The 20,927-nt window shown below is 70.3% G+C and carries 19 protein-coding genes and 1 riboswitch; of the genes, 10 read left to right on the top strand and 9 right to left on the bottom strand.

The features are described from left to right. Positions 1-298 precede the first annotated feature (298 nt). From BQ8420_RS11190 to thiO, 3 genes are all read right to left on the bottom strand, one after another. Positions 299-1,096: a thiazole synthase gene (locus BQ8420_RS11190; RefSeq protein ID WP_087098080.1), complete on the bottom strand. Its 798-nt coding sequence runs from the start codon at positions 1,094-1,096 to the stop codon at positions 299-301. Positions 1,097-1,099: 3 nt separating this feature from the next. Further along, complete coding sequence (gene thiS, locus BQ8420_RS11185) at positions 1,100-1,312, bottom strand: sulfur carrier protein ThiS (RefSeq protein WP_200815892.1); 213 nt, start codon at positions 1,310-1,312, stop codon at positions 1,100-1,102. 26 nt (positions 1,313-1,338) lie between these two features. After that, positions 1,339-2,541 (bottom strand): glycine oxidase ThiO, encoded by a 1,203-nt coding sequence (gene thiO / locus BQ8420_RS11180; protein WP_087098145.1) that lies wholly within the window; start codon positions 2,539-2,541, stop codon positions 1,339-1,341. Then, positions 2,539-2,649, bottom strand: a riboswitch (TPP riboswitch). (Overlaps the previous gene by 3 nt.) Before the next feature lie 76 nt (positions 2,650-2,725). Here thiO and BQ8420_RS11175 point away from each other — a divergent pair. Together BQ8420_RS11175 and thiE are read left to right on the top strand one after the other, a co-directional pair. Further along, a complete protein-coding gene (locus BQ8420_RS11175; protein WP_087098077.1) occupies positions 2,726-3,085 on the top strand; it encodes an Rv2175c family DNA-binding protein in 360 nt (119 codons plus the stop codon). Positions 3,086-3,160: 75 nt separating this feature from the next. After that, positions 3,161-3,823 (top strand): thiamine phosphate synthase, encoded by a 663-nt coding sequence (gene thiE, locus BQ8420_RS11170; RefSeq protein WP_087098075.1) that lies wholly within the window; start codon positions 3,161-3,163, stop codon positions 3,821-3,823. A 14-nt stretch (positions 3,824-3,837) separates the two neighbouring features. Here thiE and BQ8420_RS11165 read toward each other — a convergent pair whose 3' ends face one another. The 4 genes from BQ8420_RS11165 to BQ8420_RS11150 form a co-directional block, all read right to left on the bottom strand. Next, the gene (locus tag BQ8420_RS11165) at positions 3,838-4,812 is read right to left on the bottom strand and encodes a zinc-binding dehydrogenase (protein WP_087098073.1); all 975 of its coding nucleotides are present in this window, start codon (positions 4,810-4,812) and stop codon (positions 3,838-3,840) included. Between the two features lie 85 nt (positions 4,813-4,897). Continuing rightward, positions 4,898-5,791, bottom strand: a complete 894-nt coding sequence (locus BQ8420_RS11160; protein WP_087098071.1) for an SDR family oxidoreductase — start codon at positions 5,789-5,791, stop codon at positions 4,898-4,900. Between the two features lie 67 nt (positions 5,792-5,858). After that, positions 5,859-7,139 carry a DUF418 domain-containing protein gene (locus BQ8420_RS11155; protein ID WP_087098069.1) on the bottom strand — a complete coding sequence of 427 codons (1,281 nt, stop codon included), beginning with the start codon at positions 7,137-7,139 and terminating at the stop codon, positions 5,859-5,861. Between the two features lie 156 nt (positions 7,140-7,295). Then, a complete protein-coding gene (locus BQ8420_RS11150; RefSeq protein WP_200815891.1) occupies positions 7,296-8,372 on the bottom strand; it encodes a polyprenyl synthetase family protein in 1,077 nt (358 codons plus the stop codon). A gap of 260 nt (positions 8,373-8,632) precedes the next feature. On the opposite strand from BQ8420_RS11150, the gene metF reads away from it, so the two are divergent. Beyond that, entirely contained in the window at positions 8,633-9,562 is a 930-nt protein-coding gene (gene metF, locus BQ8420_RS11145; RefSeq protein WP_087098140.1) for a methylenetetrahydrofolate reductase [NAD(P)H], read from the top strand. Here metF and BQ8420_RS11140 read toward each other — a convergent pair. Together BQ8420_RS11140 and BQ8420_RS11135 are read right to left on the bottom strand one after the other, a co-directional pair. Next, positions 9,480-10,088 carry a GNAT family N-acetyltransferase gene (locus BQ8420_RS11140; protein ID WP_200815890.1) on the bottom strand — a complete coding sequence of 203 codons (609 nt, stop codon included), beginning with the start codon at positions 10,086-10,088 and terminating at the stop codon, positions 9,480-9,482. The two genes, metF and BQ8420_RS11140, sit on opposite strands and share 83 nt — an antisense overlap. A gap of 312 nt (positions 10,089-10,400) precedes the next feature. Then, positions 10,401-10,895, bottom strand: coding sequence for a transcriptional regulator (locus BQ8420_RS11135; RefSeq protein ID WP_013154123.1), 495 nt, complete (start codon positions 10,893-10,895; stop codon positions 10,401-10,403). 502 nt (positions 10,896-11,397) lie between these two features. Here BQ8420_RS11135 and pyrR point away from each other — a divergent pair. The 7 genes from pyrR (at position 11,398) to BQ8420_RS11100 (ending at position 20,872) form a co-directional block, all read left to right on the top strand. Further along, positions 11,398-12,072, top strand: a complete 675-nt coding sequence (gene pyrR, locus BQ8420_RS11130) for a bifunctional pyr operon transcriptional regulator/uracil phosphoribosyltransferase PyrR (protein WP_087098064.1) — start codon at positions 11,398-11,400, stop codon at positions 12,070-12,072. After that, complete coding sequence (locus BQ8420_RS11125) at positions 12,072-12,980, top strand: aspartate carbamoyltransferase catalytic subunit (protein ID WP_087098062.1); 909 nt, start codon at positions 12,072-12,074, stop codon at positions 12,978-12,980. Before pyrR ends, BQ8420_RS11125 begins: the two co-directional genes overlap by 1 nt. A gap of 88 nt (positions 12,981-13,068) precedes the next feature. Beyond that, complete coding sequence (locus tag BQ8420_RS11120) at positions 13,069-14,370, top strand: dihydroorotase (RefSeq protein WP_087098060.1); 1,302 nt, start codon at positions 13,069-13,071, stop codon at positions 14,368-14,370. 44 nt (positions 14,371-14,414) lie between these two features. Beyond that, positions 14,415-15,557 (top strand): glutamine-hydrolyzing carbamoyl-phosphate synthase small subunit, encoded by a 1,143-nt coding sequence (carA, locus tag BQ8420_RS11115; protein ID WP_087098058.1) that lies wholly within the window; start codon positions 14,415-14,417, stop codon positions 15,555-15,557. Positions 15,558-15,572: 15 nt separating this feature from the next. Then, a complete protein-coding gene (gene carB, locus BQ8420_RS11110) occupies positions 15,573-18,881 on the top strand; it encodes a carbamoyl-phosphate synthase large subunit (RefSeq protein WP_087098056.1) in 3,309 nt (1,102 codons plus the stop codon). An 86-nt stretch (positions 18,882-18,967) separates the two neighbouring features. Next, positions 18,968-19,867, top strand: a complete 900-nt coding sequence (locus BQ8420_RS11105; protein WP_087098054.1) for a dihydroorotate dehydrogenase electron transfer subunit — start codon at positions 18,968-18,970, stop codon at positions 19,865-19,867. Between the two features lie 69 nt (positions 19,868-19,936). After that, the gene (locus BQ8420_RS11100; protein ID WP_087098053.1) at positions 19,937-20,872 is read left to right on the top strand and encodes a dihydroorotate dehydrogenase; all 936 of its coding nucleotides are present in this window, start codon (positions 19,937-19,939) and stop codon (positions 20,870-20,872) included. The last annotated feature ends 55 nt before the right edge of the window (positions 20,873-20,927 follow it).

The raw sequence follows: 20,927 nt of genomic DNA, 5'->3' as shown, positions 1-20,927 counted from the left end.
CAGATGTCGAACCGACACGATAGCGGAATCCGGGGTCGGTTCTGCCCCGCGGTTCACGGTCGCGGCCCCGCACCATGCGGCACACGGCCGGTCCGTGTGCGCTCGGGGGATGCGCGCGCCTGGGCTGTCTTACATGGGTGCGGTGCCCTCTCTCGGCACACGCATCTCATCCACGGTAGGGGACGACACCAAACCTCCGCGTGACGCCGCACCGGCCGGGCCTTGACCTGAGGCCGCGACGATGGCCCCGACCTGCCCGGACGCCTTCCGTGGCCGGGCGGGCCGGGGATCGTTCCGCTCAGACCGGATCGGGGCTGGAGGCCAGGGCGTATCGCCGGACCGGGATGCGCCCCGCCCGACGGGCGCCGCGTCCGGCCCGGACCGCGTCACGCATGGCCCGCGCCATGAGGACCGGGTCCTGGGCGCGGGTCACGGCAGTGGCCAACAACACCGCGTCGCACCCCAGTTCCATGGCCAGGGCGGCGTCGCTGGCGGTGCCGATCCCGGCGTCGACGATCACCGGCACACCGGCCTGTTCGACGATCAGCTCCAGGTTGTGCGGGTTGCGGATGCCCAGACCGGAGCCGATCGGCGCGGCCAGCGGCATGACGGCGGCGCAGCCGAGACGCTCCAGGCGCCGGGCCAGTACCGGGTCGTCGTTGGTGTAGGGCAGCACGGTGAAACCGTCGTCGACGAGCGTCTCCGCGGCGTCCAGCAGCTCCACCGGGTCGGGGAGCAGGGTGTGCTCGTCGGCGACGACCTCCAGCTTCACCCAGTCGGTCTGCAGGGCCTCACGCCCCAGCCGGGCGGTGCGCACGGCCTCCACGGCGGTGAAGCAGCCCGCGGTGTTGGGCAACGGCCGGATGCCGTTGCGGGACAGGACGTCCCACACCGAACCCTGCGTGCCCGGGGTGACCCGACGCATGGCCACGGTGGTCAACTCGGTCCCCGAGGCCAACAGGGCCTCCTCCAGCACATGGAGGGAGGGGGCGCCGCCGGTCCCGGTGATGAGTCGGGAGGAGAAGGGGACGCCGGCGATGACCAGAGGGTCCTCCACGGTGTCGACGTCGCTGTGGGTGTCGAGGATGTCGGTCATGGTTCAGCCTCCCTGCACGGCGGTCAGGACGTCCACGCGGTCGCCCGGGACCAGGGCGGTGTCGGCCCACGCGGTGCGCCGCACCACCTCGTCGTTGATCGCCACCGCGATCCCGCCGGGGATCGCCCCGCTCCCGGCCGAGGTGAGGTCGCGTACGACCGCCTCGACCGTGGTGGCCGTACTTTGGCGGCTCTCGCCGTTGATGATCAGTTCCACAGTCACTCCCACGTCGTCGGCTTGTCTCACGCGGCGCCACCGGACAGAGGCCGGTCGGCGGCGAACCTGCGCGCGTACTCGGGCAGGACCCCGGTGGTGAGCGCTTCGACCATGACCTCTCCGGTCACGGGGGCCAACAGCACCCCGTGCCGGAAGTGGCCCACGGCCAGGTGCAGGCCCGGGACCCGGGTGGGGCCCAGGAGGGGTTCGTTGTCGGGAGACCCGGGGCGCAGGCCCGCACAGGTCTCGGTGATCTCCAGTTCGGTGATCCCGGGGACGAGTTCGCGCGCGTCCCGCAGCACCTGCCAGAGTCCGCCCGCGGTCAGTGCGGTGTCGTGACCCAGCTCCTCCTGGGTGGCGCCCACGATGACCTCGCCGTCGGCGCGGGGCACCAGGTAGACCGGGAAACCGCGGACCAGGCCGCGCACGGTCCGTTCCACGAGAGGGGGCTCGCCGTCACGGACCCGGGCGCGCAGCAGCTGCCCCTTGACCGGGCGGATCGGCGGCAGCACCGGCGCGGGCAACGTGATCCGGTCGCCCCAACAGCCGGTGGCGAGGACGACCTGGTGGGCCGGGAGAACGGTGCCGTCGGCCAGACGCACGCCCAGCCGGGCGCCGTCGGGTCCGGGGGAGGAGACCTCGGTCACCGAACCGGCCACCTCACGCGCTCCCGAACGTTCGGCGGCCCGGGCCAGGGCCCGCAGGAGACGACGGGGGTCGACGGAGTGGTCGTCGGAGGCCAGCACCCCGCCCCGCACCGAAGGGGCCAGGTGGGGTTCCAGACGGCGGCACTCCCGACTGCTCAGCCGCTCGGTGGCGATGCCCAGGCGCCGTTGCAGGGCGTGCAGTTCGTCGAGGACGGCCAGGTCGTCCCGGTCGAAGGCGACCAGGAGCGTGCCCGTGCGGTGGTGGCCCACCGACATACCGGCGGCGGCCTCCACCTCGGTGACGAAGGAGTCGTACATCCGCGCGGAGCGGACGCCCAACCCCATGAGTTCCTCCTCACCGAACACCGCCTCGGTGGCGGGGGTGAGCATGCCCGCCGCGACGGTGGAGGAGGCCCGCGCGTCGGCGGGTTCGGTGACGGGGTCGGGTTCGACCAGGGTGACGTCCAGACCGTGTCGGGCCGCCCGCCAGGCGGTGACCCTCCCGATGACGCCACCACCGACCACGACCACGCTTCGGGTGGGACGAACGGTCGTGTTCGGGGGATCTTCGAAGTCGCGCATGGTGCGCTCTCCCCTCCCTTCGCCGGCATGATCCGGATCAGGTTCGTGCGGTCGGAGACGCTCGGTCTCCCTCTCAGCCGGGCCCACCCGGCTCCCGCGGGACGTGTCTGTTCGCTCCCCGCCATCCTAGGACAACGGGTTCGGGTGGTCCTCGGTGGCCGGTGGGGTGTGGCAGATTGGGAGGGTGACACACAACGACCTCGACATCGACGAACTGGTCGGCGACTGGCTGACCCTGCGTGAGGCGGCCAAGCCGCTGGGCGTGAGTCCCAACCGGATCAAGACGTTCATCCGCGAGAACCGCCTCATCGGCGTGGCCCGCAAGGGAGAGATCTCGATCCCCGCCGCCTTCCTGGACGGTGATGACTTCGTCAAGGGACTGCCCGGCACCATCGTGCTGCTCTCCGACGCGGGCTTCTCCACCGAGGAGGCCCTGCGCTGGTTGTTCACCGCGGACGACAGCCTTCCCGGCACCCCGATCCAGGCCATGCACGAGAACCGGGGGACCGAGGTGCGCCGCCGCGCCCAGAGCATGGCCTTCTGAGTCGTGGTTGCCCGAGGGACGCACCAGGGGGTGCGCCCTTGGGCCTCTCAGCGGCCAGGGCCTAATGTGTCGGGTGTGAGGACCAACCACGGAACCAGCCTGCGCGAGCGCCTGGACGCATCCCTTCTGTACCTGTGCACCGACGCCCGTACCGAGCGCGGTGACCTCGCCGAGTTCGCGGACGCGGCCCTGGCCGGAGGGGTGGACGTCATCCAACTCCGGGACAAGGGGTTGGAGGCCCGCGAGGAACTCGCCGCGCTGGAGGTCATGCGCGAGGCGTGCGAACGCCACGGCGCCCTGCTCGCCGTCAACGACCGCGCCGACATCGCCCGGGCCGTGCGCGCCGACGTCCTGCACCTGGGACAGCGCGACCTGCCCGTGCCCATGGCCCGGGACGTCATCGGCGCCGACCCGGTCATCGGTCGCTCCAACAACGACGTCGACGCCGCCATGGCCTCCGCCGAGGAACCCGGCAGCGACTACTTCTGTGTGGGACCGACCTGGGCCACCCCCACCAAACCGGGGCGCCCTGCCGCCGGTCTCGGCCTGGTGGAGCGGGCCGCGGCGCTGGGTACCGAACGACCCTGGTTCGCCATCGGCGGCATCGACCTGGACAACATCGATCGTGTGCTCGACGCGGGGGCCACCCGTGTGGTCGTGGTGCGCGCCGTCACCGAGGCGGAGGACCCCCGCGCCGCGGCGGCGGCCCTCAAGGAACGGCTCACCGCGCGCCCCTGAACCGGGCCGTGGACTCAGGGCACCAGAAGCACCTTGCCGACCACGCGACGCTCGGCCAGCGCCCGGTGCGCCTCGGCGGCCCGTTCCAGGGGCAGGGTCATCCCCACGTGCGGGCGGAGCCGTCCCTCACGCGCCTCCTCCAGGGCCAAGCGGGCCAGATCAGCCATACTCAGCCCTTCCTGTTCCTTCAGGTCCATCAGGCCCAGAGCGGTGATCCCGCGCCGGTCGGCCTCGCCTTGGTCCACCTCGGCGAAGGAACCTCCGGCCGTCCCGTAGCCGATGAAACGGCCCCCGGCGGCGACCAGGTCGAAGGAGGACTCTCCCCCTGTCCCGCCCGCCCCATCGAGCACCACGTCCGCCCCGGCTCCGTCGGTGATCTTCAGGACCCGCTCCCGCCAGTCGGGTGCCGTGTAGTCCACGGTCTCCGTCGCTCCCAGGGACCGGGCCGACTCCCGCTTCCGAGGACTCGACGCCGCGCCGATCACCCGCGCCCCCGCGAGACGGGCGAGCTGCACGACCAGACTTCCCGCGCCACCGGCGGCGGCCAGGACCAGCACCCAGGTGTCCGGTCGGAACCGTGCGGCCTGTTCCAGGCGCATCGCCGTGGCGCCGTCGACGAGCAACGCCAAGGCCTCTTGGTGCCCGACCCCCTCGGGCACACGCAACAGCCCTTCCTCGGAGACCACGATCCGCTCGGCGTACCCGCCCTCGTGCCCGGTGCGCGCGAGCACCGGAACGCCTGTCCAGGAGGGGTCGGCCCCGGGCCCGACCGCGTGGACCCGGCCCACCACGCTCCCGCCGGGCACGTACGGCGGCGTGACCGGGAAGAAGTCCTCGGTGAGGCCGGCGCGGATCAGGGTGTCCAGGTAGATCACATTGGCGGCCTCCACCGCCACGGCCACTTCTCCGGGCCCGGGTTCGGGGTCGGGGAACTCCTCGGGGACCAGGACCTCGGGGCCGCCGAACCCGACCGCTCGCACCGCGCGCATCGCGCCTCCACTCCGTCGTCTGTTCCGACGACCCTCCTACCTCAACCAAGGTCGAGGTCAAGCCCTCGGGTCGGAAACGACGGGATCAGACCCCCACGTGCGCCAACGCGCTCGGATGACGCCGCAGGAAACCCTCGATGGACTGCGCCGGGTGCCCGGTCAGATCCGGCACGGTGTCGGCCACCACGTCCATCTCCCCGGTCGCGATCGCCGCGTACGACGACGCCCACCCCTCGATCTCCCACTCCGTCGCACCGGTGGCACGGCGCGACTCCAACGCCTCCTCCCACGTCTCGGGCACGTAGCGGATGGAACGGCCGGTGAGCCGGCCCAGCTTCTCCACCGTGGCGCCCACCGACAGCGCCTCCGGCCCGGTCACGTCGTAGGCGATCTCCTCCGAGGCGGCGATCACCACCGGGTCGGTCAACACGGCGGTGGCCACGTCGGCCACGTCGTCCCGGGACACCCACGCGACCCGTCCGTCACCGGCCGGGCCGCGCACCACGCCTTCGTCGTCCACCCAATGGGGCAGCAGGTCCAGGTACAGGCTCGGTCTCAGAAACGTGTAGGACACACCGGTGGATCTGATGTGCGCCTCGGTGAAGAAGTGCGTCCGGGCGAAGGTGAAGGTCGCTGCGGGACCCGCGGCCAGGAACGACAGGTACACGATGCGGGACACCCCGGCCTCGACGGCGGCGTCCACCGCGCTGACGTGGGTGTCCATTCGATCCTCCGACTCGTGCGCCGAGACCAGGAACAGGGTGTCCACACCCTGGCAGGCCCGTGCGAAGCCGGCTCCGTCCTCGTAGGCGGCCATCGACGCGCTGCTGCCCGGGTACTCCGGAGCGCGGTTGATGTCACGAACGATGAACCGTTGCGTCAACCCGAGCCGGGCGATCCGGGCGGCCACGCGCCCGCCCACCGCTCCCGTGGACCCGGTCACCCCTATGGTGTGGTTTGTCATGTGATCGTCACCCATGACAGCCATCCTGGAGTACGGGGACGTGCCTGGCGCTCATCGGCACGCCCCTTTTTGAGCTCGTCGGTCAGGGAGTGGTGTGCTCTTGGGGTGAGAGGTCGTCCCCGCCGGGGGAAGGGGTGACCGCGGCGGTGGCGCGCCGGTAGGCCAGCCGGCGCAACAGCACCTCGGCCGGGCCACGACGCCCCGCGCGCTCCAGCGCGTAGGCGGCCACCACGGTGACCAGCCACACCCCGATCGCGAACAGGAACATCGTCCACGACGTCATGTCGGCGGCCAGCCCCGCACCCCAGGCGGCCAGCAGCGGGGCGCACAGCACCGACTGGGCCAGGTAGGCGCTCAGGGACCGTTTGCCGGTGGCGCTCAACGCGGTCACCACCACACCGCCGGTACGCCCGTGTTCCTGGATCCGGTGCGCCACCAGGGCGATCAGCGCCACGTAACCCACACCGCAGAAGACACCGGTGAACATGTGCGGCATGGACAGCATCTGCGCCTGCATGGGATCCAGGCCCAGGACCCCGATCTGTTGCAGAGCGAGGGGGAGACCACCGAGCCAGCCCACCGTGATGCCCACGATCGCCACGCGCGTCAGGGTCCTGCGGTGCCGTCCGGGCTCCTCCAGGAAGCGGCGGCGGGCGGCCCAGAACCCGAACAGGATCGCGGCGGGCACCGCCAAGCCGAGCAGACCCTGGCCGAGCACGATCAGGGGCCAGGCGGAGATCCGGCCCACGGCCGCGGCCACCAGGGAGCTCTCGCCCACGTTGGCGGCCATGTCCTGCATGCTGAAGGCGTCGTCGACGGGGACACCGGCCAGGAAGGGCAGTGACAGGAGGCTGAACACGGCCAGTGTCGCCATCAGGGCCATGAGGACGACGCCCCACACCATGACCGTGGTGTCCCGCCGGCGCAGGAACAGCCATCCCAGGACCAGGCCGGCCAGACCGTAGGCACCCAGGATGTCGCCCATCCACAGCAGCAGGCAGTGGAGGAACCCGAAGACGAGGAGCCACAGGTTGCGTCTGCGCAGCAGCGCGGAGACCTCCTGGGGACTCGCCCCGGCCGCCTCCTGGCGCCGGAGCAGCTGCACCATGCCGTAGCCGAACAGGAACGCGAACATCGGGTAGCTGCGCATGTCCACGGCCAGGACGGTGAAGAACTGCGCCACCGTGTCCAGGACGCTCTGGGGTTCGGGGTGCATGGTGGCGCCCGTGCTCGGCACGGCCCACAGGTACCAGACCGTGTTGGCCAGGGCGATGAACAGCAACATGAAGCCACGGGCCAGGTCGGGCGCCAAGGCCCGTCCGGTCATGCTCGTCGGGTCGTTCGAGGCGGTCTGCCTGGACATGGAGGACTCCCGCTGTCGAGATCTATCGCGTTCCTCCGATTCCATCCCGGGGAGGACGAACAGCACAACCGGCACCCGGCATGGAAAAACCCCCGAATCCGCCCAGGACCTCCCCTAGGGGTTTCGGGGGCTCTCGTCGTCGCCGAGCGCGCCGGCTCAGTGGGAGCGTCGGGTGGCGGCCACGACCAACTCGCTCAACGGACCGCGCGCGCCCTCGTCCAGCTCAGGGCTCTCCAACGCGGCGAGCGCCTGTTCGGAGTACTCCTCGACCAGCGACTCACAGGCCGACAGGGCGCCGCTGGACTCGATCAGGGAGCACATCCACTCCACCGAGTCCGTCGACAGGTCGGGGACGCCCAACAGCGAGCGGAAGCGCTCGGCGTCCTCGTCCCCGGACCGCACCAGGGTCTCGGCCACCACCAGGGTCCGCTTGCCCTCGCGCAGGTCGTCACCGGCCGGCTTTCCCGTGGTGGTCGGGTCGCCGAACACGCCCAGCAGGTCGTCGCGCAGCTGGAAGGCGATCCCCAGCGGGATGCCGTAGTCGGTGTAGACCCCGGAGGGCTCGGCGCCCCGGCCGGCCAACGCGGCGCCCAGGTGCAGGGGACGCTCCACCGTGTACTTGGCGGACTTGTACCGCATCACCCGAAGGGCGGCCTCTCGGGTGGCGGTGCCGCGCACCTGCTCCAGGGTGTCCAGGTACTGCCCGGCCATGACCTCGGTGCGCATCGCGTCGAAGGGGGCCCGCCCGTCCTGCAACGTCCGAGGCTCGAACCCACTGGCCTGGTACATCTCGTCGGACCAGGCCAGGCACAGGTCCCCGATGAGGATCGCGGCACCCTGGCCGAACCCGTCGCTGTCGCCGATCCAACCCTGGTCGGCGTGCAGCCCGGCCATGCGCTTGTGGGTGGCGGGCAGCCCGCGCCGGGTGTCGCTGTTGTCGATCACGTCGTCGTGCACGAGAGCACAGGCCTGGAGGAACTCCAGGGACGCGGCCGCCCGGACCATCCTGGTGTCGCCCTCGGCACCGCCGGCGCCACGCCACCCCCAGTAGGCGAAGGTGGGGCGCAGCCGCTTGCCGCCGGAGACCATGCCCTCCAGAGCGTCCATGGCGGGGGCCAACTCGGCGCCGATCTCCAGCAGCCGAACACGGTGGTCGGCGCAGAAGTCGGACAGTTCGCGGTCCACGTCGGAACGGATGACGGACACGGCTGAAGAGGCAGTGGAAGGGGCCATAACCAGCAGGTTAGTCCCTGTCTGAGGGGGTAGAGGCCCGGGTGTTCGGTTGCGCTCCCGGTGTCCTCCGGTGATTCTCGGTGATGGAATTCTCGGCGTCCGCGATATGGACAATCGGGCGAGCGAAGAGGGAAAATCGTCTCGCATGATGGTACGTGGGACGATCGAGTCGATGTTCATCTTGGATATTGAGATGAAGTGTCCGCGAATCGGGGTCCTGGCCTAGCATGGGGCTCATGCTCGCTGCACCGACACGCCTCGTGGCGCCTCGAAGCCCGGCCCCCAGGCCGCGCCATATCCGAGATCTGCTCGACTCGGGCGACCCGCTGTTCTCCTTCGAGTTCTTCCCGCCCCGCAACGCCCGTTCGCAGGAGCGTCTGTGGCGGGCCATTCGGGAGATCGAGGCGCTGGGCCCCTCGTTCGTCTCCGTCACCTACGGAGCCGGCGGCGGCACCCGCGACCTCACGGTGGAGACCACCGAGCGCATCGCCACCGACACCACGCTGATGCCGGTCGCGCACATGACGCTGGTCGACCACTCCGTCGCCGAGCTGCGCCACCTCATCGGTCGTCTGTGCGACGCGGGTGTGTCCAACATGCTGGCCGTGCGCGGTGATCCGCCCGGCGACCCCGATGGCGAGTGGGTCAGTCACCCCGAGGGGCTCACCTACGCGGAGGAACTGGTCCGGCTGCTCAAGGAGAGCGGCGACTTCTCCGTGGGTGTGGCCGCCTTCCCCTTCAAGCACCCGCGTTCGGCCGACGTCGAGACCGACACCGACCACTTCGTGCGCAAGTGCCGGGCGGGCGCCGACTACGCCATCACCCAGATGTTCTTCGACGCCGAGGACTACCTACGGCTGCGCGACCGTGTGGCCGCCCGCGGTTGCGAGATCCCGATCATCCCCGAGGTGTTCCCGGTGGTGAAGCTGGCCTCGATCCGGCGTTCGGAGATGCTGTCGGGTGCTCCGTTCCCGCGCGCGCTGGCCGAGCGCTTCGAGCGTTTCGGCGACGACGCCGAGGCGGTGCGGGCGTTCGGGATCGAGCACGCCCAGAACATGTGCGAGCGGCTGCTGGCGGAGGGCGCGCCGGGCATCCACTTCATCACCTTCAACCAGTCCACGGCCACCAGGGAGATCTACCGCGAGATCGCTCCGGAGCAGAGGCCGTCAGCGGCAGACGCGCGGCCATGATCGAGAAGGGCTGATCCGGGCTTCCCGGGAAGCAGAACGGGTCCAGCACCTCGACGAACCCGCAGGAACGGTAGAGGTGGCGAGCCGCCGAGGGGCCCGAACGCGTGGACAGCACCGCCGTGCGTTCGGGCCTTCCCTCGCACAGTCGGTGCAGCATGCGGCGGCCGATCCCCTGGTTCTGCGCCTCGGGGTGGACGTGCACCTCGGCGATCTCCAAGGGATCGCTCAGATAGCGCTTGAGGTGGCCTCGTCGCCCCTGGGTGCGCATACCCTCGGTGACCATGTCGTGCCACCACTGGCCCCGCACGCCGTGGAAGGCGTAGGCGAACCCCACGGCGCGTTGGTCGTGGACGGCCAGAACGCCCCGGAAGCCCGGGTAGAGGCTGTGGCCGTGCATGACCGAGGACCGACCCGGCAACTGTTCCGGGGGCGGGCGCATGGCGGCCTCGTAGACCTCCAGAAGCGCCGGAACGACGTGTGTGAAGGCGCCGGGGGCGAGTTCACGTAACTCCGTGTCGACTGCCACGAGTCCAGAGTAGGCGGTGGTGCCGACGTTCGACCTGGTTTTCACGGGGCCGGTGGTCCCGGACGTATCCTCGAGACTCTCCTTGACGCTCCGTTCGCGGGGGTGTTAACTGGTGCCTATCGAACATCAGTTCGATAAGTCCGCCGAAGTGCGGGCGTGGCGGGGCCGGGTCGGGGAGGGGAAGCCCTTACCCGGCCCCGTCGCAAGTCCGGGTCCCCGATCGCGGGGATCGGACGCACGAGGAGCCGGGTGCCGCCGCGTAAGGGCGACACCCGGCTCCTCGCGAGCGATCGTGCTTACTCGCGCCCGGGGTCAGAAGGCGTCGACGGCGCGGCGGGCCTCGGGGTCGAGGACGCCCCAGTTGATGAGCTCCTCGGTGAGGTCACCGGGAGACTTGTCGTAGATGACCGCGAGTGAGCGCAGGTCCTCCTGGCGGATGGACAGCACCCGCCCGTTGTAGTCACCCCGCTGGCTCTGGATGGTGGCGACGTAGCGGGAGAGCGGACCGGCCTTCTCCTGCGGCAGCTGCTGCATGCGCTCCAGGTCGATGACCAGCTTGGGTGTCGGCCCCAACGGAGTGGGTGCGGCGCCGCCGGGCAGCAGTTCCGACATCGGCACACCGTAGAAGTCGGCCAGTTCGGCCAGCTTCTGAACGGTGACGGCGCGGTCGCCACGTTCGTAGGAGCCCACCACGACGGCCTTCCAGCGTCCGTGGGACTTCTCCTCCACTCCGTGCAGGGAAAGGCCCTGTTGAGTGCGGATGGCACGCAGTCGCGCACCGAGGGACTTGGCGTATTCGGATGGCATGTTCTTGTCGCTCCCGGCCGTGACGGTGGCTGGCCTGAGTGGGGGAGACGTCCGCTCGTACTCGGCGGGCCGCCTGGGCGGTCCAGCGGATGGTCACGGGGTGCAACCCCACCCGGTAATGGTTACAGACAGTGACGGTAGAGGGGTGCCGGTGTCCAGGTCAAGCCGTTGGTGTGAAACGCGACTAATCAGTGGCCAAACCGTGCGTAGGTGAGACGCCTCTCATTTCCGGAAAGCTCGGGACGAGTGGGGCGCCCTTCAGGGGCGAAAAGCCCACTCCTGCAGGGAATTTCGTGTTTCCCGTGAATGAGGGACGATTCCGGAGTGTCACGAAATAGATACTCTTGGCTGGGCAATCCGTGGCATGTAATGTGATGAGCATCACACTAGAGCTTTCAGGCGTGGGGGCGCACCCAAGGGGGCCGGAGTCCTCGCTGGTAGCGTGAGCCCGATCGACATCCTTTAACGACCTGTTCTGTGAGGCAGGGAAGGGGTCACTACTTTGCATGCGCGAAAACCCGCGCGGGACGACAACGAGACGGGCGTCCCGGCGTCCGTACCCGAAGTACCCGAAGGCACCCGAGCCGTCCTCGACGGCAACGAGATCAACCGGGCACTGACCCGGATCGCCCATGAGGTACTGGAACGCACCAAGGGCGGCCAGGACGTCACCCTCCTGGGCATCCCCTCCAGAGGCGTTCCCCTCGCCGAACGTCTGGCACGACGCATCGAGCGGGTCGAGGACCTCGACGTTCCCGCCGGTTCCCTCGACATCACCATGTACCGCGACGACCTGCGGCTCGCACCCGCGCGCGCCCTCGGCAGGACCGAGATCCCCGCCGGCGGCCTCGACGACCGCGTCGTCGTCCTCGTCGACGACGTCCTCTTCTCCGGTCGCACCGTGCGCGCCGCGCTGGACGCCCTCGGCGACCTCGGCCGGCCCCGCGCCGTCCAGCTCGCCGTCCTCGTCGACCGCGGCCACCGCGAACTACCGATCCGCGCCGACTACGTGGGCAAGAACCTGCCCACCTCCCTGCGCGAGAGCGTCACCGTCCAGCTGGAGGAGACCGACGGCCTCGACGCCGTCCTCCTCGGGCCCTCGCCCTCCGCCACCCTCAAGGAAGGCACGCGGCCCGGTTCCCTCCAGCGCTCCGAGACCACGGAAGGGGACACCTGATGCGCCATCTGCTCTCCGCCGGTGATCTCAGCCGTGACGAGGCCACGCTCATCCTGGACACCGCCGGCGAACTCGCCCAGGTGGGGGACCGCTCCGTCAAGAAGCTCCCCACCCTGCGCGGGCGCACCGTGGTCAACCTCTTCTACGAGGACTCCACCCGCACCCGCACATCCTTCGAACTGGCGGCCAAACGACTGTCCGCCGACGTCATCAACTTCTCCGCCAAGGGCTCCAGCGTCTCCAAGGGGGAGAGCCTCAAGGACACGGCCCTCACCCTCCAGGCCATGGGCGCCGACGGCGTGGTCATCCGACACAGCGCCTCCGGAGCCCCCCACCGCCTGGCGAACTGGATCGACGGATCCGTGCTCAACGCCGGCGACGGCACCCACGAGCACCCCACCCAGGCCCTGCTGGACGCCTTCACCATGCGCGCGCGTCTGGGACGGTTGGAAGGGCTGCGCGTGGCCGTGGTCGGCGACATCCTGCACAGCCGGGTCGCCCGCTCCAACGTCCTGCTGCTCACCACCCTGGGAGCGCACGTGACCGTGGTCGCTCCGCCCACGTTGATGCCGGTCTCGGTGCACACCTGGCCCTGCCAGGTGTCCTACCACCTCGACGAGGTACTGCCCGAGTCCGACGTGGTGATGATGCTGCGCGTGCAGGCCGAACGCATGCACGACTCCTTCTTCCCCTCGGTGCGCGAATACAGCCGCAACTACGGTCTCGACCGCGAACGCCTGAACCGGATGCCGGGCGACGCCATCGTCATGCACCCGGGCCCGATGGTGCGCGGCATGGAGATCTCCGCCGAGGTCGCCGACTCGCCCCGCTGCACCGTCACCGAGCAGGTCGCCAACGGTGTCAGCCTGCGCATGGCCGTGCTCTACCTGCTGCTCGGCGGTTCTTAGAGGAAGGGGTGCCCACCCACGCCACCGCGCGTTCGAGGCCCCTCCCACCGCCCACGAACTTCACGAACACGAGAAAGCCGACATCTCCATGCCCGAAAACCAGGGAACCCACCTGATCCGCGGGGCACGCCCGCTGGGTGAGGACCCCGTCGACCTGCTGCTCGAAGACGGCGCCATCACCGCTATCGGCCCCGACCTGCCGATCCCCGACGGGGCCGAGGTCGTGGACGCCACCGGACTGATCGCCCTGCCCGGCCTGGTCGACCTGCACACCCACCTGCGCGAGCCCGGCCGCGAGGACGCCGAGACCGTCGCCTCCGGCTCCCGCGCCGCCGCGATGGGCGGCTACACCGCCGTACACGCCATGGCCAACACCGACCCCGTCGCCGACACCGCCGGCGTGGTCGAGCAGGTCTGGCGCCTGGGAGAGGAGGCCGGGTACTGCGACGTGCGCCCGGTCGGCGCCGTCACCGTCGGCCTGGCCGGCGAACGGCTCTCCGAGATCGGTGCCATGGCCGACTCCGCCGCCCGCGTCCGGGTCTTCTCCGACGACGGCATCTGCGTCTCCGACGCGCTGCTCATGCGCCGCGCACTGGAGTACGTCAAGGCCTTCGACGGCGTCATCGCCCAGCACGCCCAGGAACCGCGCCTGACCGAGGGCGCCCAGATGAACGAGGGCTGCGTCTCGGACCGCCTCGGCCTGCCCGGCTGGCCCGCGGTCGCCGAGGAGGCGATCATCGCCCGCGACTGTCTGCTCGCCCAGCACGTCGGCTCGCGTCTGCACGTGTGCCACGTCTCCACCAAGGGCTCGGTCGACATCATCCGTTGGGCCAAGGAACGCGGCTGCGACGTCACCGCCGAGGTCACCCCCCACCACCTGATCCTCACCGACGACCTGGTCGAGAGCTACGACCCGGTCTACAAGGTCAACCCGCCGCTGCGCACCGCCGAGGACGTCCAGGCGCTGCGCGAGGGGCTGGCCGACGGCACCATCGACATCGTGGCCACCGACCACGCCCCCCACCCGGTCGAGGCCAAGGAGACCGAATGGTCCACCGCCGCGATGGGCATGATCGGACTGGAGACGGCCCTCGGAGTGGTCCACAAGACCATGGTCGAGACCGGTCTGCTCACCTGGGACCAGGTCGCCGACCGCATGTCCGCCGCCCCCGCCCGCATCGGTCGTGTCGGTGGACACGGCCGTGAACTCGCCGTCGGCGAGCCGGCCAACATCGTTCTGTACGACCCCGCCGCGCCCGTCGACGTCGACGCCGCCGCCATGGCCGGCAAGAGCGGCAACACACCCTTCCGCGGCATGAACCTGCCCGGTCGGATCATCGCCACGTTCCTGCGCGGCGTCCCGACCGTCCTGGAAGGGAAGATCAAATGAGCTACCAAGCCCAGGCCGGACCTGGCACGACAGAGGGGGCAAACGTGTCCGAGGAGATCGGTGGACCGGCGATTCTGGTGCTGGAGGACGGTCGCGTGTTCCACGGCCGATCCTTCGGAGCCGTCGGTGAGACCTTCGGCGAGGCCGTCTTCAACACCGGGATGACCGGCTACCAGGAGACCCTCACCGACCCCTCCTACCATCGCCAGATCGTCGTGATGACCGCCCCGCACATCGGCAACACCGGGGTCAACGACGACGACCCCGAGTCGATCCGCATCTGGGTCGCCGGCTTCGTGGTGCGCGAGCCCTCCCGCATCACCTCCAGCTGGCGTTCGAAGGGCGCCCTCGACGACGAGATGCGCCGCCAGAACGTGGTCGGCATCGCCCTGACCGGGACCCGCGCCCTCACCCGACACCTGCGCGACAAGGGCGCCATGCGCGCCGGGGTCAGCAGCGTCGAGACCGACCCGAAGGCGCTGCTCGCGCGCGTCCTCGAACAGCCCTCCATGGCCGGCGCCGACCTGGCGGGCGAGGTCAGCACCGACACCGCCTACGAGATCCAGCCGCCCGAGGGCGTCGAGGTCCGATACCACGTCGTCGCCGTCGACCTGGGCATCAAGTCCATGACGCCCCAGCGTCTGACCGAGCGGGGCTGCCGGGTCACCGTGGTGCCCTCCTCCACCACCGCCGAGGACATCCTCGCCCTGGACCCGGACGGTGTCTTCTTCAGCAACGGTCCCGGCGACCCCGCCACCGCCGACGGCCCCGTGGCCGCCGTGCGCGGTGTCCTGGAGGCCGGCACGCCGCTCTTCGGCATCTGCTTCGGCAACCAGATCCTGGGCCGCGCCCTGGGCCTGGGCACCTACAAGCTGCCCTTCGGACACCGAGGAGCCAACCTGCCGGTCATCGACACCCGCACCAAGAAGGTGGCGATCACCAGCCAGAACCACGGTTTCGCCGTGGACGCACCACTCGACGCACCGTTCGACACCCCCTACGGCCGGGCCGAGGTCAGCCACATCGGCCTCAACGACCAGGTCGTCGAAGGCCTGCGGCTGCTGGACCGCCCCGTGTTCAGCGTCCAGTTCCACCCGGAGGCCGCCGCGGGCCCCCACGACGCCGCCGATCTCTTCGACGAGTTCGTCGACCTGATGTCCGCCCAGCCCGCACCGGCTGCCAAGTAGTAAGAGGTACAGAGCATGCCGCGCCGTAGTGACCTTTCATCCGTCCTCGTGATCGGCTCCGGCCCGATCGTGATCGGGCAGGCGGCCGAGTTCGACTACTCGGGAACCCAGGCCTGTCGCGTCCTCAAGGCCGAAGGCCTTCGGGTCATCCTGGTCAACTCCAACCCGGCCACGATCATGACGGACCCCGAGATCGCCGACGCCACCTACGTCGAGCCGATCACCACCGAGATGATCGAGAAGATCATCGCCAAGGAACGCCCCGACGCGCTCCTGCCGACCCTGGGCGGACAGACCGCGCTCAACGCCGCGGTCGCCCTGGACGAGGCCGGGATCCTGACCAAGTACGACGTCGAGCTCATCGGCGCCAACATCGAGGCCATCCAGTCCGGTGAGGACCGCGAGACCTTCAAGGGCATCGTCGAGCGCATCGGCGGCGAGTCCGCCCGTTCACGCATCTGCCACACCCTCCAGGACTGCCTGGACGCCGCCGAGGAACTGAGCTACCCGGTCGTGGTCCGGCCCTCCTTCACCATGGGCGGCGCCGGTTCCGGCTTCGCCCACGACGAGAACGAGCTGCGCCGCATCGCCGGCCAAGGCCTGACGCTCTCCCCGACCACCGAGGTGCTCCTGGAGGAGTCCATCCTCGGCTGGAAGGAGTACGAGCTGGAGCTGATGCGCGACACCAACGACAACGTGGTGGTCGTCTGCTCCATCGAGAACCTCGACCCCATGGGCGTGCACACCGGCGACTCCATCACCGTCGCCCCCGCCATGACCCTGACCGACCGCGAATACCAGGAACTCCGGGACATCGGCATCGCGGTCATCCGCGAGGTCGGCGTGGAGACCGGCGGCTGCAACATCCAGTTCGCCGTCGACCCCGAGACCGGCCGCATCATCGTCATCGAGATGAACCCGCGCGTGTCCCGCTCCTCGGCGCTGGCCTCCAAGGCCACCGGCTTCCCGATCGCCAAGATCGCCGCCAAGCTCGCCGTCGGCTACACGATGGACGAGATCCCCAACGACATCACCAAGAAGACCCCGGCCAGCTTCGAGCCCACGCTCGACTACGTCGTGGTCAAGGTGCCCCGCTTCGCCTTCGAGAAGTTCCCCGGCGCCGACGCCGGCCTGACCACCACCATGAAGTCGGTGGGCGAGGCCATGGCGATCGGCCGGTCCTTCCCCGAAGCGCTCCAGAAGGCCATGCGCTCCCTGGAGAAGTCCGGCGTGGGCCTGACCTGGGCGGGCGAGCCCGGCGACAAGGACGAGCTCGTGCGCGAGGCCGCCCGGCCCACCGAGCACCGTCTGCGCCAGGTCCAGCAGGCCCTGCGCGCCGGAGCCACCGTCGAGGAACTGCACGAGTCCACCAGGATCGACCCGTGGTTCCTGGACCAGATGCTGCGTCTGGAGGAGGCCGCGCGCACCCTGGCGGTCGCGCCCAAGCTCGACGCCGCGCTGCTGCGCGAGGCCAAGGGGCTCGGCTTCTCCGATGTCCAGATCGGTGAGATCACCGGCAGGTCCGAGGACGTCGTCCGCGAACTCCGCCACGCCCTGGGCATCCACCCCGTCTACCTGACCGTGGACACCTGCGCCGCCGAGTTCGAGGCCCACACGCCGTACCTGTACTCCAGCTACGACGAGGAGACCGAGGTCCCCGCCGGGGACAAACCCAAGATCATCATCCTGGGCTCGGGCCCCAACCGCATCGGCCAGGGCGTGGAGTTCGACTACTCCTGCGTCCACGCCTCCTTCGCGCTCTCCGACGCCGGGTTCGAGACCGTCATGGTCAACTGCAACCCCGAGACCGTCTCCACCGACTACGACACCAGCGACCGGCTCTACTTCGAGCCGCTCACCCTGGAGGACGTCCTGGAGGTCGTGCGCGCCGAACAGGCCACCGGCACGGTCGTCGGGGTCATCGTCCAGCTCGGCGGCCAGACCCCGCTGGGCCTGGCCCGACGCCTCAAGGACGCCGGCGTGCCCATCATCGGCACCAGTCCCGAGGCCATCGACCTGGCCGAGGACCGCGGCGAGTTCGGCAAGGTGCTGGACGCCGCCGGGCTCCCCGCGCCCAAGTACGGCACCGCCTACTCCTTCGAGCAGGCCAAGGCCGCGGCCGACGAGATCGGCTACCCGGTCATGGTCCGCCCCTCCTACGTGCTGGGCGGCCGCGGCATGGAGATCGTCTACAGCGAGACGATGCTCGCCGACTACATCGAGCGCAACGCCGAGGTCAGCCCCGAACACCCGGTCCTGATCGACCGCTTCCTCGACGACGCCATCGAGATCGACGTCGACGCCATCTACGACGGTAAGGACCTGTACCTGGGCGGCGTCATGGAGCACATCGAGGAGGCCGGCATCCACTCCGGCGACTCGGCGTGCGCCCTGCCCTCCATCACGCTGGGCAGCGAGGACATCGAGCGCATCCGCTACTCCACCGAGGCCATCGCCCGCGGCACCGGGGTACGGGGACTGCTCAACGTCCAGTACGCGCTGGCCTCGGGCGTCCTCAACGTCCTGGAGGCCAACCCGCGCGCCTCCCGGACGGTCCCGTTCGTGTCCAAGGCCACCGCGGTTCCGCTGGCCAAGGCCGCGGCCAGGGTCATGGCCGGCAGCAGCATCGCCGACCTGCGCGCCGAGGGCATGCTGCCCGCCAAGGGCGACGGCGGCGACCTGCCCGCCGACGCCCCGGTCTCCGTCAAGGAGGCGGTGCTGCCGTTCAACCGGTTCATCGACAAGCACGGCGAAGGCGTCGACACCATCCTCGGCCCGGAGATGCGTTCCACCGGTGAGGTCATGGGTCTGGACGTGGAGTTCGGGGCGGCCTTCGCCAAGTCCCAGCTGGCGGTCAACAGCGCCATGCCCACCCAGGGCAAGGTGTTCGTGTCGGTCGCCAACAGGGACAAGCGCTCGATGATCTTCCCGGTCAAGCGTCTGGCCGACCTCGGTCTGGAGGTCCTGGCCACCGAGGGCACCGCCGTGGTCCTGCGTCGCAACGGCGTGCGCGCCACCGTGGTGCGCAAGCACAGCGAGGGCCCCGGCCCCGACGGTGAGCGCACCATCGTGCAGCTCATCCACGACGGGGAGGTCGACCTCATCGTCAACACCCCGTTCGGCAGCGCCGGGCAGGCCGGCCCGCGTCTGGACGGCTACGAGATCCGGACGGCCGCGATCGTTCGCGGGGTCCCCAGCGTCACCACGGTGCAGGGTCTGGCCGCCGCCGTGCAGGCCATCGAGGCCAGTGTGCGCGGCGACGTGGGGGTGCGTTCCCTGCAGGAGCACGCACGAGCGCTCACGGCGAGTCGCGGAGACTCCTAGGCTGTAGCGGAGGGTCCGGGAGCCGTGGGGAGGCCCCGCGGCACCCGGGCCGTACCGCCGCGAGTCCAGAGAGGCTGCCACCACAGATGAGCGACAACGGACCGGTGCAGGTCAGGTGCCCCGTACTGAACGTGCGCAGGGTGGACGCCTACTACGCCATCACCGTCGTCGCACCGGGCATAGCCGAGCGGTTCCGCTCCGGGCAGTTCGTCTCGGTGGCGGTGGGAGGCGACCACTCCAGCGCGTTGCTGCGTCGCCCCTTCGCCATCCACGACGTCAAACCCGACTACGGCGGAACCGTCGAGTTCCTGTTCGCGGTGCGCGGCGCCGGGACCGCCTGGCTGGCCGAGCGAAGATCACGCGACCTGCTCGACGTGGTGGGCCCCTTGGGCCGTCCCTTCCCCCTGCCCCGGGACCCGGTCAACTGCGTGCTGGTGGGCGGAGGCTCGGGAAGTGCCCCGCTCTTCCCACTGGCCCAGTCGCTGCGTCGGCGCGGCTGCCGGGTGGACTTCGTCCTAGGCGCCGCCTCCGCCGATCGGGTGTTCAGCGCGATCACCGCCCGCCGGATCGCGGAGACCGCCGAGTTCACCACCGACGACGGTTCCTTCGGTACCCGCGGGCGGGTCACGGACGTCCTGGGCCGGGTGATCGAGGACACCCGTTCCGACGCCGTGTACGCCTGCGGCCCCATGCCGATGCTGCGCGCCGTCACCCAGGTGGCCGGCAACCACGGCGTCCCCGTACAGGTCGCGGTGGAGGAGACCATGGCCTGCGGCATCGGGATCTGCATGACCTGCGTGATCCCGGTGGTGGGGGAGGACGGCATCACGCGGATGGTGCGGTCCTGCGTGGACGGCCCGGTCTTCCGGGGCGAACAGGTGCGGTTCGACGACGTGGGCACCATTCCCTTCGACGCGCTGGGCGCACCCGGTTGGAAGGGGTCGGGGGCCGCCAGCGCGGCGGAACCGACCCGTGATATCGCCTGACAGGCAATGATGAGTCACCCCAGGTCCCGGGCGCGGGTCGTCCGGGCGACCACGAGCGAGCGAAAACACGTGAACGCAGACCTCAGGACCCGACTCGGACCCCTGAAGCTCCCCAACCCGGTGGTGACCGCCGCCGGGTGCGCGGGTTCGGGGCGGGAGTTGGCGCAGTTCTTCGACGTGGCGGAGATCGGCGCCGTCACCACCAAGTCGCTGATGTTGGAGCCGCGGGCGGGCCGTCCCGCCCCGCGTATGGCGGAGACCCCCAGCGGGATGCTCAGCACCACCGGCCTCCAGGGACCCGGCGTGGACGTGTTCCTCGAACGGGACCTGCCGTGGTTGCTGTCCCGGGGCGGCCGGGCGATCGTGTCGATCGCGGGCTCGGGCGTTGGCGAGTTCGGTGAGCTGGCCCGCCGGGTCTCGGCCGCCGACGGGGTGGACGCCATCGAGGTGAACCTGTCCTGTCCCGACCCGACCGACCCCGCCGGACGGCACTTCGCCGACGATCCGGCCCAGGCCGCCGCCGTGGTGCAGACGGTGCGCTCACACGCCCGCTCGGACCTGCCCGTGCTGGCCAAGATCGCCGTGGACGTCCCGGACGTGCTGAAGCTGGCCGAGGCCTGCGTCGACGCCAGGGCCGACGGGCTGACGATGATCAACACCCTGCGAGGGATGAGCGTGGACACCCGCACGCTGCGTCCCGCGGTGACCGGGGGGATGGGCGGGCTCTCCGGGCCGGCGATCCGTCCGCTGGCCGTGGGGTGCGTCTACCGGGTCCACGAGGCCTTCCCCGACGTGCCGATCGTCGGTGTGGGCGGCGTGCGTACCGGCTCCGACGTACTGGAGTTCATGGCGGCCGGGGCGAGCGCCGTGGCGGTGGGGACGGTGAACTTCGCCGACCCCTCCGCCTGCACGCGGATCCTGCGCGAGTTCACCGAAGCGCTGGAGGCCCGAGGGGTGGCCAAGGCCTCGGCCCTGGTGGGGGCCGCGCACCGTTCGGGCCTGTGATTCACGGGTCACCGGGCGGCAACGCTCTGACCGGCCTGAACAGCGTTGAGATGGC

The organism is Nocardiopsis sp. JB363, assembly GCF_900143625.1.
Taxonomy (GTDB): domain Bacteria; phylum Actinomycetota; class Actinomycetes; order Streptosporangiales; family Streptosporangiaceae; genus Nocardiopsis.
The sequence above is the reverse complement of the archived record's forward strand: the minus strand, read 5'-3'. Positions and strand labels throughout refer to the sequence as shown.

Bases quoted from the DNA above. Each gene is read 5' to 3' on its own strand.
- BQ8420_RS11190 (WP_087098080.1), bottom strand. From the start codon at position 1,096: ATGACCGACATCCTCGACACCCACAGCGACGTCGACACCGTGGAGGAC.
- thiO (WP_087098145.1), bottom strand. From the start codon at position 2,541: ATGCGCGACTTCGAAGATCCCCCGAACACGACCGTTCGTCCCACCCGA.
- BQ8420_RS11165 (WP_087098073.1), bottom strand. From the start codon at position 4,812: ATGCGCGCGGTGCGAGCGGTCGGGTTCGGCGGCCCCGAGGTCCTGGTC.
- BQ8420_RS11160 (WP_087098071.1), bottom strand. From the start codon at position 5,791: ATGGGTGACGATCACATGACAAACCACACCATAGGGGTGACCGGGTCC.
- BQ8420_RS11155 (WP_087098069.1), bottom strand. From the start codon at position 7,139: ATGTCCAGGCAGACCGCCTCGAACGACCCGACGAGCATGACCGGACGG.
- BQ8420_RS11150 (WP_200815891.1), bottom strand. From the start codon at position 8,372: ATGGCCCCTTCCACTGCCTCTTCAGCCGTGTCCGTCATCCGTTCCGAC.
- BQ8420_RS11135 (WP_013154123.1), bottom strand. From the start codon at position 10,895: ATGCCATCCGAATACGCCAAGTCCCTCGGTGCGCGACTGCGTGCCATC.
- BQ8420_RS11125 (WP_087098062.1), top strand. From the start codon at position 12,072: ATGCGCCATCTGCTCTCCGCCGGTGATCTCAGCCGTGACGAGGCCACG.
- BQ8420_RS11120 (WP_087098060.1), top strand. From the start codon at position 13,069: ATGCCCGAAAACCAGGGAACCCACCTGATCCGCGGGGCACGCCCGCTG.
- carB (WP_087098056.1), top strand. From the start codon at position 15,573: ATGCCGCGCCGTAGTGACCTTTCATCCGTCCTCGTGATCGGCTCCGGC.
- BQ8420_RS11105 (WP_087098054.1), top strand. From the start codon at position 18,968: ATGAGCGACAACGGACCGGTGCAGGTCAGGTGCCCCGTACTGAACGTG.